General features: G+C 63.1%; 13 protein-coding genes. 9 read left to right on the plus strand and 4 right to left on the minus strand.

All coding sequences use genetic code 11. From position 1 onward, the window contains the following. Positions 1-38: 38 nt before the first annotated feature. Positions 39-395 carry a 4a-hydroxytetrahydrobiopterin dehydratase gene (locus BLQ09_RS02870; RefSeq protein WP_010208721.1) on the plus strand — a complete coding sequence of 119 codons (357 nt, stop codon included), beginning with the start codon at positions 39-41 and terminating at the stop codon, positions 393-395. After that, positions 395-1,588: an amino acid aminotransferase gene (locus tag BLQ09_RS02875; protein WP_092355206.1), complete on the plus strand. Its 1,194-nt coding sequence runs from the start codon at positions 395-397 to the stop codon at positions 1,586-1,588. Before BLQ09_RS02870 ends, BLQ09_RS02875 begins: the two co-directional genes overlap by 1 nt. A gap of 65 nt (positions 1,589-1,653) precedes the next feature. On the opposite strand, the gene BLQ09_RS02880 is transcribed toward BLQ09_RS02875, so the two are convergent. Further along, positions 1,654-2,463: a UDP-2,3-diacylglucosamine diphosphatase gene (locus BLQ09_RS02880; RefSeq protein ID WP_027603830.1), complete on the minus strand. Its 810-nt coding sequence runs from the start codon at positions 2,461-2,463 to the stop codon at positions 1,654-1,656. 137 nt (positions 2,464-2,600) lie between these two features. Here BLQ09_RS02880 and BLQ09_RS02885 point away from each other — a divergent pair, with 137 nt between their 5' ends. The 3 genes from BLQ09_RS02885 (at position 2,601) to BLQ09_RS02895 (ending at position 4,747) form a co-directional block, all read left to right on the plus strand. After that, positions 2,601-3,350, plus strand: a complete 750-nt coding sequence (locus tag BLQ09_RS02885; RefSeq protein ID WP_027603829.1) for a helix-turn-helix transcriptional regulator — start codon at positions 2,601-2,603, stop codon at positions 3,348-3,350. A 99-nt stretch (positions 3,351-3,449) separates the two neighbouring features. Next, entirely contained in the window at positions 3,450-4,334 is an 885-nt protein-coding gene (locus tag BLQ09_RS02890; RefSeq protein ID WP_027603828.1) for a DMT family transporter, read from the plus strand. Positions 4,335-4,465: 131 nt separating this feature from the next. Then, positions 4,466-4,747, plus strand: a complete 282-nt coding sequence (locus BLQ09_RS02895; protein WP_027603827.1) for a hypothetical protein — start codon at positions 4,466-4,468, stop codon at positions 4,745-4,747. A gap of 41 nt (positions 4,748-4,788) precedes the next feature. Here BLQ09_RS02895 and BLQ09_RS02900 read toward each other — a convergent pair whose 3' ends face one another. Continuing rightward, positions 4,789-5,076, minus strand: coding sequence for an Rdx family protein (locus BLQ09_RS02900; RefSeq protein ID WP_092355209.1), 288 nt, complete (start codon positions 5,074-5,076; stop codon positions 4,789-4,791). 84 nt (positions 5,077-5,160) lie between these two features. On the opposite strand from BLQ09_RS02900, the gene BLQ09_RS02905 reads away from it, so the two are divergent. Beyond that, on the plus strand, positions 5,161-7,350 hold the full coding sequence (locus tag BLQ09_RS02905) for a patatin-like phospholipase family protein (RefSeq protein WP_092355212.1): 2,190 nt from the start codon (positions 5,161-5,163) through the stop codon (positions 7,348-7,350). A 20-nt stretch (positions 7,351-7,370) separates the two neighbouring features. Here BLQ09_RS02905 and BLQ09_RS02910 read toward each other — a convergent pair whose 3' ends face one another. Both BLQ09_RS02910 and recQ read right to left on the minus strand, forming a co-directional pair. Next, positions 7,371-7,805, minus strand: a complete 435-nt coding sequence (locus BLQ09_RS02910; protein ID WP_027603824.1) for a MarR family transcriptional regulator — start codon at positions 7,803-7,805, stop codon at positions 7,371-7,373. 121 nt (positions 7,806-7,926) lie between these two features. Further along, complete coding sequence (recQ, locus tag BLQ09_RS02915) at positions 7,927-10,053, minus strand: DNA helicase RecQ (RefSeq protein WP_065946836.1); 2,127 nt, start codon at positions 10,051-10,053, stop codon at positions 7,927-7,929. 279 nt (positions 10,054-10,332) lie between these two features. On the opposite strand from recQ, the gene BLQ09_RS02920 reads away from it, so the two are divergent. From BLQ09_RS02920 to BLQ09_RS02930, 3 genes are all read left to right on the plus strand, one after another. Continuing rightward, positions 10,333-10,920, plus strand: a complete 588-nt coding sequence (locus BLQ09_RS02920) for a UPF0149 family protein (RefSeq protein ID WP_092355215.1) — start codon at positions 10,333-10,335, stop codon at positions 10,918-10,920. Positions 10,921-10,940: 20 nt separating this feature from the next. After that, a complete protein-coding gene (locus BLQ09_RS02925; protein ID WP_092355217.1) occupies positions 10,941-11,324 on the plus strand; it encodes a YbaN family protein in 384 nt (127 codons plus the stop codon). Positions 11,325-11,443: 119 nt separating this feature from the next. Then, entirely contained in the window at positions 11,444-14,914 is a 3,471-nt protein-coding gene (locus BLQ09_RS02930; protein ID WP_092355220.1) for a hybrid sensor histidine kinase/response regulator, read from the plus strand. Positions 14,915-14,934: the final 20 nt, after the last annotated feature.

Genomic DNA, 14,934 nt, shown 5'->3' on the forward strand with positions numbered 1-14,934 from the left:
CGACCGTTTTTAAACACTCGAATTCAGGACACCACCACATGACCACCTTGAACCAAGCCCACTGCGAAGCCTGCCGCGCCGATGCCCCGCAAGTCAGCGATGAAGAACTGCCGGTGCTGCTCAAGCAGATCCCCGACTGGAACATCGAAGTGCGCGATGGCGTGATGCAGCTGGAAAAGGTTTTCCTGTTCAAGAACTTCAAGTTCGCCCTGGCCTTTACCAACGCCATGGGTGAAATCTCCGAAGCCGAAGGCCATCACCCAGGCCTGCTCACCGAATGGGGCAAGGTCACCGTGACCTGGTGGAGCCACTCCATCAAGGGCCTGCACCGCAACGACTTCATCATGGCCGCGCGCACCGACGAAGTGGCCAAGGACGCCGAGGGCCGCAAGTAATGCATTTCGATGCCATAGGCCGTGTGCCCGGCGACCCGATCCTCGGCTTGATGGACCTGTATGCCCAGGACGCCAACCCGAACAAGTTCGACCTTGGCGTGGGCGTTTATAAGGATGACCAGGGCCTGACGCCGATTCCCGCTTCGGTAAAGCGCGCCGAGCAGCGCCTGGTCGACACCCAGGCCACCAAGACCTATATCGGCGGCCACGGCGATGCAGCGTTCGGCAGCCTGATCAGCGAACTGGTGCTGGGCGCCGACTCCGCCCTGCTGCGCGAACACCGTGCCGGCGCCACTCAAACCCCAGGCGGCACCGGGGCCCTGCGCCTGAGCGCCGACTTTATCGCCCACAACCTGCCCGGCCGTGGCGTGTGGCTGAGCGACCCGACCTGGCCGATTCACGAAACCATCTTTGCCAAGGCCGGGCTCAAGGTCAGCCATTACCCCTACGTGGGCGCGGACAACCGCCTGGATGTGGTGGCGATGCTGGCAACCCTCTCCACCGTGCCCAAGGGCGACGTGGTCTTGCTGCACGCCTGCTGCCATAACCCGACCGGCTTCGACCTGTCCCAGGATGACTGGCGCCAGGTACTGCACATCGTGCGTGAGCGCCAGTTGCTGCCGCTGATCGACTTCGCCTACCAGGGCTTTGGCGACGGCCTGGAGCAGGACGCCTGGGCGGTGCGCTTGTTGGCGGCTGAACTGCCGGAAGTATTGATCACCAGTTCGTGCTCGAAGAACTTCGGCCTCTACCGCGACCGTGTCGGCGCGCTGATCGTGTGTGCGGCGGACGCCGAGAAGCTGAAGGATGTACACAGCCAGTTGGCAAATACCGCGCGCAACCTGTGGTCGACGCCGCCGGACCATGGTGCGGCAGTGGTCGCGACCATCCTGGGGGATGCCGAGCTGAAACAGCAGTGGAGCGAGGAAGTCGAAGCCATGCGTGCGCGAATCGCGCAGTTGCGTTCCGGACTGGTGGAGGCGTTGGCGCCCCATGGTCTGGCGGAGCAGTTTGCGCACATCGGGGCGCAACGCGGGATGTTTTCCTACACCGGCTTGAGTGCCGAGCAGGTCAAGCAACTGCGCGAAAAGCACAGCGTGTACATGGTCAGTTCGGGACGGGCTAACGTGGCGGGGATCGATGCGACACGCCTGACGCTTCTGGCCGAAGCCATCGCCGACGTCTCCCACTGACGAAACCAGGACTGAAAATGTGGGAGGGGGCTTACTCCCTCCCACATTTTGACCGAGCACACCCCTCAGCTGGCGACCATCTCGGCTTTCAGCAGCGCTTCTTTCGCCTGGGCATCCGCCAAGCGATACAACTCGATGCTCCCATCCCAGTGCTCGATCAACGCCGTGCACGACTCCACCCAATCCCCGCAGTTGAGGTAATCCACCTCGCCCACCTTGCGAATCTCCGCATGGTGGATATGCCCGCACACCACGCCATGCAACTCGCGCCGGGTCACTTCGTGGGCGATGGCTTCTTCAAAATCGCTGATAAAGCTCACGGCGGTTTTGACCTTGTGTTTCAGGTACGCCGACAAAGACCAGTAGCCATAGCCGTAGCGGGCGCGCCAGTGGTTCAACCAGCGGTTCAAGGTGAGGGTGAACTCGTAGGCCGAGTCGCCCAGGAACGCCAGCCAACGGTGGTAGCGGGTGATCACATCGAACTGGTCGCCGTGGATCACCAGCAGATGGCGACCGTCGGCCGTCACGTGCACCGCCTCATCCACCAACTGGATATTGCCCAGGATCAGCTTGGAGTAGCGGCGCAGGAACTCGTCGTGGTTGCCGGTCACGTAGATCACCTCGGTCCCGCGCTTGGCCATGGTCAGCAGGCGACGGATCACGTTGGTGTGGGCCTGGGGCCAATACATGCCGCCGCGCATTTTCCAGCCGTCGATGATATCGCCCACCAGGTAGACCTTATCGGCGTGGTAGCCCTTGAGGAACTGCGACAGGTGTTCGGCCTGGCAATCCCGGGTGCCCAGGTGCACGTCGGAAATCCACAGGGTACGAACCCGCTGCTTGCGGCTGGGCTTGGTGAACTCGGCACTGGTCATGGGCATCCCTCGACGCTGTTTTCGCGAGCTTGCACCCTGGCGATTAATAGCCCATGACAGTCGTGCGTCAGTCCGATGACAGCGCCCGCCGGCCGCGAAGCGTTGTAGACTGGCGCCCTGCCGCCCAGGAGACCGCGATGAGACCGTCGCTCACGCTACGCCACTACCTCGAAGCGCCCATCGCCCACAGCCATGACCATGCACAGTTGGTGTTCGGCCTGTCCGGCCACCTGGACCTGGAAGTCGACGGCCGTGGCAGCCAGGTGCGCGAAAGCAGCGTGATGGTGCTGCCCTTCTCCGCCCACCACGCCTGTGGCAGTCGCGATGGCAGCCGTTGCCTGGTGCTGGATGTGCCCACGGAGCATTGGCTCCTGCAATCCCTGGGCGAACACGCCGACGCCAGCCGCCGCCTGCTCGATCAACCGGCACGCCTGGCCCTGGATCCCCGGCAACACCAACTGGTGCAATGGCTGGCGCACGGCCCTGTGGATGATCCACTGATCGTCCAACAGGGTGCGGTGCTGTTGCTGGCCAGCCTCAATCATCCGCAGGCCCCGCAGGTGCCGGGCCGCCGCCTGCCGTATGCGGCATTCAATGCGCATATCGAGCGACACGTCGCCCATCCGTTGCAGGTCGCCGACCTGGCGCGTATCGCCGGCCTGTCGGTGGCGCGCCTGCATGCGCGCTTCATCGCCGAATGCGGGCAGACGCCCATGGATTACATCCGCAGCCGGCGCCTGCAACTGGCCCTGAACCTGCTACGCGAGACGCCGCTGCCCATCGGTGAAATCGCCGAGCGGGTGGGCTACACCTCACAAAGTGCCTTTGCCGCCGCTATGCTGCGTGAATTCGGCGCCTCTCCCGGCGCGTTGCGGCGCGCCCCATAGGGCGAGCCTTGCGCTAAAAATCGCGAGTCCCACGACAGACGCACACACCTGCACCCTCTAGACTGCGAACCTGTCACTCCCGTTGGTTCAAGGATCGCAATGACTCCCCGCTCAGCCCTCGGCGCCTTGCATATCGGCGCATTGATGTTTGGCCTCACCGGCGTATTCGGCAAGCTGGCGGCCGCCTCCCCGGCCATCATCGTCTTCGGTCGTGCCGCATTTGCCGTGATTGCCCTGGCAGTGTTTGCGCGCTTCGCCAGCAACGCCCCCTGGAAAACCCTGGCGCCGCAGGACTGGCGTCGCCTGCTGGTCAGCGGCGTGTTGCTGGCGGCGCATTGGGTGACGTTCTTCATTGCCGTCAAGGTCGCCGGCGTGGCCGTCGCCACGCTGGGGTTCACCGCATTCCCGGCGTTTACCGTGATCCTCGAAGGGCTGATCTTCCGCGAGCGTATTCGCGCCAATGAGATCGTGCTGGTGGCCCTGGTCACCGTTGGCCTGGTGCTGGTGACGCCGGACTTCAATCTCGCCAGCGAAGCCACGGGCGGCCTGCTTTGGGGAATTGTCTCGGGCTTGCTGTTCTCATTGTTGTCGCTGAACAACCGCGCCAGCTCCGGACGGATTCCCGCCGTGCAGGCAGCGCTGTGCCAGAACGTGGTGGTCGCGGTGTGCCTGCTGCCCGTGGCCGCGCCGGGGCTGGCGGACGTTCGCGCGCTGGACTGGTTGTGGATCGGCCTGCTTGGGGTGTTCTGCACCGGCCTGGCCCACAGCCTGTTTGTCGCCAGCCTCGCGGTGATCAAGGCACGCACCGCCTCGGTGGTGTTCGCCATGGAGCCGGTCTATGGCATCACGGTAGCCTGGCTGCTGTTTGCCGAAACCCCGACCCTGCGCATGTTGCTGGGCGGCGCGTTGATCATCGTCGCCATCGTGCTTTCCGGGCTGATGGGCAGCGCCAGCCAGGCCAAGCAGCCCGCTGCAACGGCCTGATCTATACTTTAAACATCCGCAACAGTCAGCCGTCGTTCAACGGATACAGACTCCTCGACGACAGCCATGGTGTTTTCTGCAGTTGCTGCACGCGAGTGGTCACTCCATCAACGCGATGCAGGGGTTTCATCATGGAAATGTTCATCAGCTTGTTGGTTCAGATCATCAGCGGTGCCGTCGGTGGCAATTTGGCCGGCATGACCAAACAAAGCCTGGGCACCGGGCTCAATACCATGCTGGGGGGTGTCGGCGGGCTCGTGCTGGGCCAGGTCGTAGCCGCGCTGACCGGCACATCGGGCGGCGAGGCGCTGGATGTGGCAGCAGTCGGCAGCAATATCGTCGGCGGCGGCGTGGGCGGCCTGGTGCTGACCTGGGTCGTGGGCTTCATCAAAAGCAAGATGGCCGCCAAATAGCGGCGCACTGAGGGGTCACCGCCCTGATGTAGCGGTGACCTTCATTGCGTACGGTCGTTGTGGCCCAGGTCGCGGTGTGGGTCGATCTGGTCGCGCACCCGTTGCTTGAGCACCTTGGCTTCAGGGAAGCCACCATCCGCCTTGCGCTCCCAGATCTGCACACCGTCGCAGGTGATCCGAAACGCACCGCCGGTGGCCGGCTCCAGCGCCACCCGGCCGAGGTCATCGGCAAACGTACTCAACAACTCCTGCGCCAGCCACGCGGCGCGCAGCAGCCACTGGCACTGGGTGCAATAGGTGATGACAATCTCGGGTTTGCTCAACGACATAATTTGAGAGGCTCCTGGCGTAACGGGCTCGGTGGATCGGATGGCTATAATACCGGCCTTTATCGCCCAGCCTCGAGATTCATGATGCGCCGCCTGTTGTCCTGCCTGTTCCTGTGCCTGCTCCCGCTTCTTGCCGACGCCGTTGAGACGCCCCGCCCCAAAATCGGCCTGGTGCTGTCCGGCGGTGCCGCCCGAGGCCTGGCCCATATCGGCGTGCTCAAGGCCCTGGAGGAACAGGGTATTCATATCGACGCGATTGCCGGCACCAGCATGGGCGCGGTGATTGGCGGGCTGTATGCGTCGGGCTACAAGATCGATGAGCTGGAAAAACTGGCCCTGGGCATCGACTGGCAACAGGCGCTGTCCGACGCACCGCCACGGGAAGACGTGCCGTTTCGACGCAAGCAGGATGACCGGGATTTCCTGGTCAAGCAGAAGCTCAGCTTCCGCGATGACGGCAGCCTCGGCCTGCCCCTTGGCGTGATCCAGGGCCAGAACCTGGCGCTGCTGCTGGAAAGCATGTTCGCCCACACCAGCAACACGCGTAATTTCGACAAGCTGCCGATCCCCTTTCGCGCCGTGGCCACCGACATCACCACCGGCGAGAAAGTGGTGTTCAGCAAGGGCCACCTGCCCCAGGTGATCCGCGCCAGCATGTCGATCCCGGCCGTGTTCGCGCCGGTGGAGCTGGATGGCCGCCTGCTGGTGGATGGCGGCATGACCGATAACATCCCACTGGATGTGGCGCGTGAGATGGGCGTGGACATCGCCATCGTGGTCGACATCGGCACCCCGCTGCGTTCACGCAAGCAACTGGCGACGGTGGTGGACGTGCTCAACCAGTCCATCACCCTGATGACCCGGCGCAACTCCGAAGAACAACTCAAGGCCCTGCAGCCCAGGGACGTCCTGATCCAGCCGCCCCTGGCCGCCTATGGCGTGACGGATTTCGGCCGCGCCAAGGACATGATCGACGCCGGCTACCGCGCCACCCGCGCCCTTGACGTTCGCCTGGCCCATTTGCGCCCCGCCGAGCCGATCGACCCGCAACTGGTGGCCGCGCGCACCGCGGGCGAACGCACCCCGGTGATCACCGCGATCAAGGTGGAGAACGACTCGAAGGTCAGCGACGACGTGATCCGCTACTACATCCGCCAACCGTTGGGCCAACCGCTGGAACTTGGCCGCCTGCAGACCGACATGGGCACCCTGTATGGCCTGGATTACTTCGAGCAGGTGCAATACCGCGTGGTGAAAAAGGGCCAGGACAACACCCTGGTGATCAGCGCGCGCGGCAAACGCAGCGGCACCGACTACCTGCGCCTGGGCCTGAACCTGTCGGACGATATGCGCGGCGACAGCGCCTTCAACCTCGGCGCCAGCTACCGCATGAACGGCATCAATCGCCTGGGCGCCGAGTGGCTGACGCGGGTGCAGATCGGTGATCGGCAGGAGCTTTACAGCGAGTTCTACCAGCCGATGGATACCGGTTCGCGCTACTTTGTCGCGCCGTATATCAGCGCCCAGGCACAGAACGTCGAGCTGATCCTGGACAACGACCCCATCTCCGAATACCGCCTGGAACGCTACGGTTTCGGCCTCAACGTGGGGCGGCAGATCGGCAACAGCGGCGAGATCCGCTTCGGTGTCGGCGAGGCCTGGGGCAAGGCGGATGTGCGCATCGGCGACCGCGACCTGCCAAGTGTGAGCTTCAGCGAAGGCTTCTATGAACTGAAGTATTCCTTCGACTCCCTGGATAACGTGTACTTCCCCCACAGCGGCGAGGACATTGGCCTGGCGTTTCGCGAATTCGAACCGGGGCTGGGCTCGGACCAGCGCTATCGACAATGGGAGTTCAAGCTGGACAAGGCCATGAGCCACGGTCCGGACACGCTGGTGCTGGGCGGGCGCTACGGGCGCACCCTGGATGATTCGGACGTGGTGATTTCCAGCTTCCTGCTGGGCGGTGCGCGGCAGTTATCGGGCTTCCGCCAGGATGCGATTTCCGGGCAGAACATCAGCTTGATGCGCGCGGTGTACTACCGCCGGCTGACACCGCGCTCCTATCTGCCGCTGGATTTCCCGCTGTACCTGGGCGCGTCCCTGGAACGCGGCCGGGCGTGGAACAACGACAATGAGTTCGACAGCGGCTATATCAACGCCGCGAGTATTTTCCTCGGGTTTGATACGCCGCTGGGGCCGCTGAATTTCAGCTATGGGTTCAACGATGATAATCAGAAGGCGGTATACCTGAACCTCGGGCAAACCTTCTAACCCTTGCTACAGGGCTCGGATCAGGATTTTTCCAGGTTTGCCAGGATGTGCCCATGCACCCGCATGCAGACACGCATATCTTCTTCGTCAATGCCCACAAACAGCTCGTGACGCAACGCCGTGGCGATCGTCTCGATCTGCTCGATCAACGGCTTGGCGGTGTCACACAGCAGGATGCGCTTGGCGCGACGGTCCTCCACCACGGCCTGGCGTTGCACCAGGCCCTGGCCTTCGAGGCTGTCGAGCAACCGGGCCAGGGTCGGCCCTTCTACGCCGACGCTTTGCGCCAACTCACGCTGGGTGGGGGCCTCTTCAAAACGGGCCAGGTGCAGCAGCACCAGCCAGCGCGCCTGGGACAGGCCCAACCCGGCCAAACGGCGGTCGAGCTCGGCGCGCCAACCTCGGGACATTTGCGCCAGCTGCATGCCAAAACGGTGTTGATCGGTTAACGGCATAAAAAACTCATGGTTTAGACTGAAAATAAAGTATGGCTAATTATTAGTCAGCTAAGCATGAGCCATGTCACTAGGCAAGAGTTGCTATGTACTGATTCGTTACATTGTCGTAATTGGCACACTAAATTTCGAATTCAGACTGCAAAGCGGCCCGCACGCAGTACAAAACCCCTTCAGGAACACGCCCGGTAAACAGCGGTGCAATCTCCGCAACCGGTGGCAATTCGCCTTCTCCGTCCAGGAATGCATCCTGGATTTCGCCGAGCAAATCTTCCGGCAAATCAAGGGCCTGCTCCAATGACAACTGCTGCTTGCCGATGGCTTCGGCCAGCAAGGTATAGACGTTTTTCTCCGTGCATTGCAGCTGGCCGGCGATCTGGATCGGGGTCATGCCGGCGCGGGCCAGGCTGATCAGCTCATGGCGAATATCGGCGATTTCCTTCGGCGCTTCGGCCTGGCCACCGAGCACTTCGAGGAACGCCTGGCCGTAGCGCTCCAGCTTGCGCGCACCGACGCCGCTGACCCGCGCCATTTCGGCCATGGTGGTGGGCTGCTCGCGCAGCATTTCCAGCAAGGTGGAGTCGGGGAAAATAACGTACGGCGGCACGCTGTGTTCCTGGGCCAGTTTGCGTCGCAGGGTACGCAGGGCTTCCCACTGTTCGCGCTCCTCGCCTCGTACAAGCTGGCTGGCCTGGCTGGTGCTGGTCTTGGCGGTGGTTTGCGGCTTGAGGTCGCGGCGCAGCTCCAGGCTCACCTCGCCCTTGAGCAGCGGCCGGCAGCTGTCGTTCAGGCGCAGGCCGCCGTACCCTTCGATATCGATGTCCACCAGGCCACGCGCGACCATCTGCCGGAACAGCGAACGCCACTCGCCCTCGGCACGGGCCTTGCCGACGCCGTAGACCGAGAGTTTCTCGTGGCCGAAGCTGCGCACTTTTTCGTTGTCCTTGCCCAGCAATACATCCACCAGATGACCGACGCCATAACGCTGGCCGGTGCGGTAGATCGTCGACAGTGCCTGGCGCGCGGGCTCGGTGGCGTCCCAGGTCTGCACCCCATCGATGCAGTTATCGCAGTGACCGCACGGTTGCGGCATGTCCTCGTCGAAGTAGGCCAGCAAGGTCTGGCGGCGGCAGCGGGTCTCTTCACACAACGAGAGCATCGCGTCGAGCTTGTGCTGCTCCAGGCGCTTGTGGCGCTCATCGCCTTCGGAGTTCTGCAGCATCTGCTTGAGCATCACCACATCCTGCAGGCCGTAGACCATCCAGGCATCCGCCGGCAGGCCATCACGGCCGGCACGCCCGGTCTCCTGGTAATAGGCCTCGAGGGACTTGGGCAGGTCCATATGGGCGACGAAGCGCACGTTGGATTTGTCGATGCCCATGCCGAACGCGATGGTGGCCACCATGATCAGGCCTTCCTCGTTGAGGAAGCGCTTCTGGTGGGCAGCGCGCGTTTCGTTGGGCAGGCCGGCGTGGTACGGCAGCGCCGGGTAACCCTGTTCGCAGAGGAACGCGGCCACTTCATCGACCTTCTTGCGCGACAGGCAATAGACAATGCCCGCATCGCTGCGCCGCTCGGAGAGAAACGCCAGCAACTGCTTGCGCGGCTGCTCCTTGGGCACGATGCGGTAGAAAATATTCGGCCGGTCGAAGCTCGACAGGAAACGCTCGGCGTTCTGCAGGTGCAGACGCTCGACGATTTCTTCACGGGTGCGCTTGTCGGCCGTGGCGGTCAGGGCGATACGCGGGACGTCCGGGAACAGCTCCGCCAGTTGACCGAGCTGCAAATATTCGCGGCGGAAATCATGCCCCCATTGCGATACGCAGTGGGCTTCGTCGATGGCGAACAGGGCAATTTCCAGGCTCTGCAAAAACGCCAGCATGCGCGGCTGCACCAGGCGCTCAGGTGCCAGGTAAAGCATCTTCACTTCACCGCGCTTGATCCGCGCGGCCAGGTCGCGTTGCTGCTCGGCACTGAGGGTGGAGTTCAAGGCGGCGGCGGCAACGCCGAGTTCTTCCAGGGTCGCAACCTGGTCGTCCATCAACGCGATCAGGGGCGACACCACCACTGCCAGCCCGTTGCGCAACAACGCCGGCACCTGGAAGCACAACGACTTGCCACCACCGGTAGGCATCAGGACCAGGGCATCACCGCCCTTGGCCACGCGCTCAATGATCGCACCCTGGCGGCCACGAAAACTGTCGTAGCCGAAGATGTCCTTGAGGACGCGTTGAGCCTGATCGAGCATGTATAACTCCAACAAAATAGTGCCGAAATCCCTCTGTACAGGCTGGTCGAAAAAATGCGGGCTCACGGAAAATAATCCGTAAGCGAAGTTTTCTCGACCTGGCGCTTGGCCTGCAAGGGCATCACAAAACGCGGCAGTATACCCGAGCGTCATCCGGCAAAGGGTGCCGCTGACGAATTGCAGCCCGTCTCTAAAACCTGGCAAATATGCATGCCGACTGGCTTGGGCGCGCAAGAAAGCCTAGAATTCAGCATCGTTTATTCCCAAGGTAGTCCTTCAATGTCCTTCGCTGAGCAACTAACCCGCCTGCAAGCCTTCCTCGACGCCGATGAGCTGCATGACGAGGCGCTGGACTACGTGGCCGCCCACGGCTACCTGACCGCCCTGTCGATCTGCTCCGAGGTCGTTCCCGACCGTGAATGGATCGACGCACTGTTCGCCGAAGAGCCGCACTACGCCGACGCCGCCCAGCGCGAAGAAATCGAATCCACCCTGCTGGCCCTCAAGGCCCACATCTCGCGCCAACTGGCCTCCGATGAAGAGTTCGAGTTGCCGTGCGAGCTGGACCTGGGCGAAGATCCGGACGACTCCGACCTGCGCGGCTGGTGCATCGGCTTCATGGAAGGTGTGTTCCTGCGTGAAGCCGCCTGGTTCGAAACCGCCGAGGAAGAAGTCAGTGAAATGCTCTTGCCGATCATGGTCGGTTCGGGGCTGTTCGAGGAAGAAGCTGAATTTTCCGACATCGCCGCCGACGCCAACCTGATGGACGACATGATCGTACAGATCCCGGAAGCACTGACCGCCCTGTACCTGCTGTGCAATGCGCCTGACGAAAAACCGGCGATCCTCAAGCCACGCCACCACTGAGTCGCTTGCCCGTGACACCCATGGGCAATAGCTCTCTGCTCCTGCGCTACGTGCTGCTGGCCATCGGCTGGCTGAGCGTAGCGTTGGGAGTAATCGGTATTTTCCTGCCGGTATTGCCGACCACCCCCTTCCTCCTGCTCGCCGCCGCCTGCTTCGCTCGCAGCTCCCCGCGCTTCTACCAGTGGCTGGTGGAACACCCGCGCCTGGGTCCCTGGATTCGTGACTACCTGGACGGCAACGGCATCCCGCTCAAGGGCAAGGTCTACGCCATCGGCCTGATGTGGCTGAGTATCGGTTTTTCCTGCTACCTGGTGCCGTTGCCATGGGCACGTGGCTTCATGCTGACCAGCGCCGTGCTGGTGACAATCTACATCCTGCGCCAGAAAACCTTGCCACCGCGCTGAGCGCCCCCTGCGACATTAGATCCCACACGACCTTGGTCGACACTGACTAACCCCAGGCATCATGCGAGACTGTCCAACCGGGCCTGGAATGCCTGGGTGTTCTCATGCTCGGAGTTACCATGACGCTGTCCAGCGGGCTGATCGCCGCCGTAGCCCTGGCCTATATGGCCATTATGTTTGCCATCGCCTTCTACGGTGACCGCCGCCGTGCGCCGCTGCCGCCGCGCATGCGTGCCTGGGTCTATAGCCTGTCGCTGGCCGTCTACTGCACCAGCTGGACCTTCTTCGGCGCAGTAGGCCAGGCCGCCGAACAGCTGTGGGCGTTCTTACCGATCTACCTGGGACCGGTGCTGTTGCTGGTGTTGGCACCCTGGGTCCTGCAGAAGATGATCCTGATCAGCAAGCAGGAAAACATCACCTCCATCGCCGACTTCATCGCCGCACGCTATGGCAAATCCCAGTCCCTGGCGGTGGTGGTCGCGCTGATCTGCCTGGTGGGCGTGCTGCCTTATATCGCCCTGCAACTCAAAGGCATTGTGCTGGGGGTCAACCTGCTGATTGGCGCAGGTGCCGACACCACCGGCACCCGCGCGCAAGACACCGCCTTGATCGTGTCCCTGGTGCTGGCGTTGTTCACCATTGTGTTCGGTACCCGCAACCTCGACGCCACCGAACACCACCGCGGCATGGTGCTGGCGATTGCGTTTGAATCGTTGGTGAAGCTGTTCGCCTTTCTCGCGGTCGGGGCGTTCGTGACCTACGGCCTGTACGACGGTTTCGGCGACCTGTTCAGCCAGGCGATGCTCGCGCCACGCCTGGAGGAATACTGGAAGGAAACCATCAACTGGCCGTCGATGGTGGTGCAGACCGGCGTCGCCATGATGGCGATCATCTGCTTGCCCCGGCAGTTCCATGTGACGGTCGTCGAGAATATCGACCCCCAGGATCTGCGCCTGGCCAAGTGGGTGTTCCCGGCCTACCTGATCCTCGCAGCACTGTTTGTCGTGCCGATCGCCTTGGGCGGCAAGATGATGCTGCCCGGCTCGGTGCTGCCGGACTCCTACGTGATCAGCCTGCCCATGGCCGAGGCTCACCCGGCCCTCGCCGTGCTGGCGTTTATCGGCGGTGCGTCGGCGGCCACCGGCATGGTGATCGTGGCGAGCATCGCCTTGTCGACCATGGTCTCCAACGACATGCTGCTGCCCTGGCTGCTGCGCCGTTCCAGCGCCGAGCGCCCGTTCGAAGTGTTCCGCCACTGGATGCTGTCGGTGCGCCGGGTCAGCATCGTGATCATCCTGCTGCTGGCGTATGTCAGCTACCGCCTGCTGGGCTCCACCGCGAGCCTGGCGACCATCGGCCAGATCGCGTTTGCCGCAGTGACTCAACTGGCCCCGGCCATGCTTGGCGCACTGTATTGGAAGCAAGCCAACCGACGCGGTGTATTTGCGGGGCTGGCGGCGGGTACGTTCCTGTGGTTCTACACCTTGGTCCTGCCGGTTACCGCGAAAAGCCTGGGTTGGTCCCTCGCCATTTTCCCGGGGCTGACGTGGATGCATTCGCACCCGCTCGGTTTGTCCGTCACCTCACTGACCCTGGGCACCGTGTTCTCCCTGACAGGTAACTTCACGCTGTTCGTGTGGGTGTCGATGCTGTCGCGCACGCGCGTGTCGGAACACTGGCAAGCCGGGCGCTTTATCGGCCAGGAAATCAGCCCGCGCGCCAATGCCCGCTCGATGCTGTCGGTACAGATCAGCGACCTGCTCAGCCTGGCCGCGCGGTTTGTCGGCGAAGAACGGGCCCAGCAGAGTTTTATCCGCTTCGCCTATCGCCAGGGCAAAGGCTTTAACCCCAACCAGAATGCCGACAACGACTGGATCGCCCACACCGAGCGATTGCTGGCCGGTGTGCTCGGCGCATCCTCGACCCGGGCCGTGGTGAAAGCGGCGATCGAAGGGCGGGAAATGCAGCTGGAAGACGTGGTACGCATCGCCGACGAAGCGTCCGAAGTGCTGCAATTCAATCGTGCCTTGCTGCAAGGCGCCATCGAGAACATCACCCAGGGCATCAGTGTGGTGGACCAGTCCCTCAAGCTGGTGGCCTGGAACCGGCGTTACCTGGAGTTGTTCAATTACCCGGACGGGCTGATCAGCGTAGGCCGACCGATTGCCGACATCATCCGCTACAACGCCGAGCGCGGCCTGTGCGGACCGGGCGAAGCCGAGGTCCACGTGGCACGCCGCCTGCACTGGATGCGCCAGGGCCGCGCGCATACCTCAGAGCGGCTGTTCCCGAATGGGCGGGTGATCGAGCTGATCGGCAACCCGATGCCCGGCGGCGGCTTCGTCATGAGCTTCACCGACATTACCGCGTTCCGCGAGGCCGAGCAGGCACTTACCGAGGCCAACGAAGGCCTCGAGCAACGGGTGACCGAGCGCACCCACGAACTGTCGCAGCTCAATGTGGCGCTCACCGATGCCAAGGGCGTTGCCGAGTCCGCCAGCCAGTCAAAGACCCGCTTCCTCGCGGCCGTCAGCCATGACCTGATGCAACCGCTGAACGCCGCCCGGCTGTTCTCCGCCGCCCTTTCCCACCAGAACGACGGCCTGTCCAGCGAAGCCCGGCAACTGGTACAGCACCTGGACAGCTCGCTGCGTTCGGCCGAAGACCTGATCAGCGACCTGCTGGATATCTCGCGCCTGGAAAACGGCAAGATCAACCCGCAGCGCCAGCCCTTTGTGCTCAACGAACTGTTCGACACCCTCGGCGCGGAATTCAAGGCCCTGGCCCAGGAACAAGGCCTGCGTTTTCGCCTGCGCGGCAGCCGCTTGCGCGTGGACAGTGACATCAAGTTGCTGCGGCGGATCCTGCAGAATTTCCTGACTAACGCTTTCCGGTATGCCGACGGCCCGGTGCTGCTGGGCGTACGTCGGCGCAAGGGCGAGCTGTGCCTGGAAGTCTGGGACCGAGGCCCTGGCATCCCGTTGGATAAACAGAAGGTGATCTTCGAAGAGTTCAAGCGCCTGGACAGCCACCAGACCCGCGCCGAGAAAGGCCTGGGCCTGGGCCTGGCGATTGCCGACGGCCTGTGCCGGGTGCTGGGCCATCGCTTGAGCGTACGCTCCTGGCCGGGCAAGGGCAGCGTGTTCAGCGTGCGTGTGCCGCTGGCACGCAACCAGGCCAGCCCGCAGCCCAAGCCTGCCCAGGAGAACGGCCTGCCGTTAAGCGGCGCGCAAGTGCTCTGCGTGGATAACGAAGAGAGCATCCTGATCGGTATGCGCAGCCTGCTGACACGTTGGGGCTGTGAAGTGTGGACCGCCACCGACCAGGCGCAATGTGCGGCGCTGCTGGAGCAAGGCGTACGCCCGCAACTGGCGCTGGTGGATTACCACCTCGACCACGGCGAGACCGGCACCGAGCTCATGGGCTGGCTGCGGGCGCAAATGGCGGAGCCGATTCCCGGTGTGGTCATCAGTGCCGACGGCCGCCCGGAGATGGTGGCAGAGGTGCATGCGGCAGGGTTGGATTACCTCGCCAAACCGGTGAAACCCGCCGCGCTGCGGGCGTTGCTGAGTCGACACTTACCGCTGTAAACCGGATGTACTCAGTCAAA

Source organism: Pseudomonas sp. NFACC25 (assembly GCF_900100935.1).
GTDB lineage: Bacteria > Pseudomonadota > Gammaproteobacteria > Pseudomonadales > Pseudomonadaceae > Aquipseudomonas > Aquipseudomonas marginalis.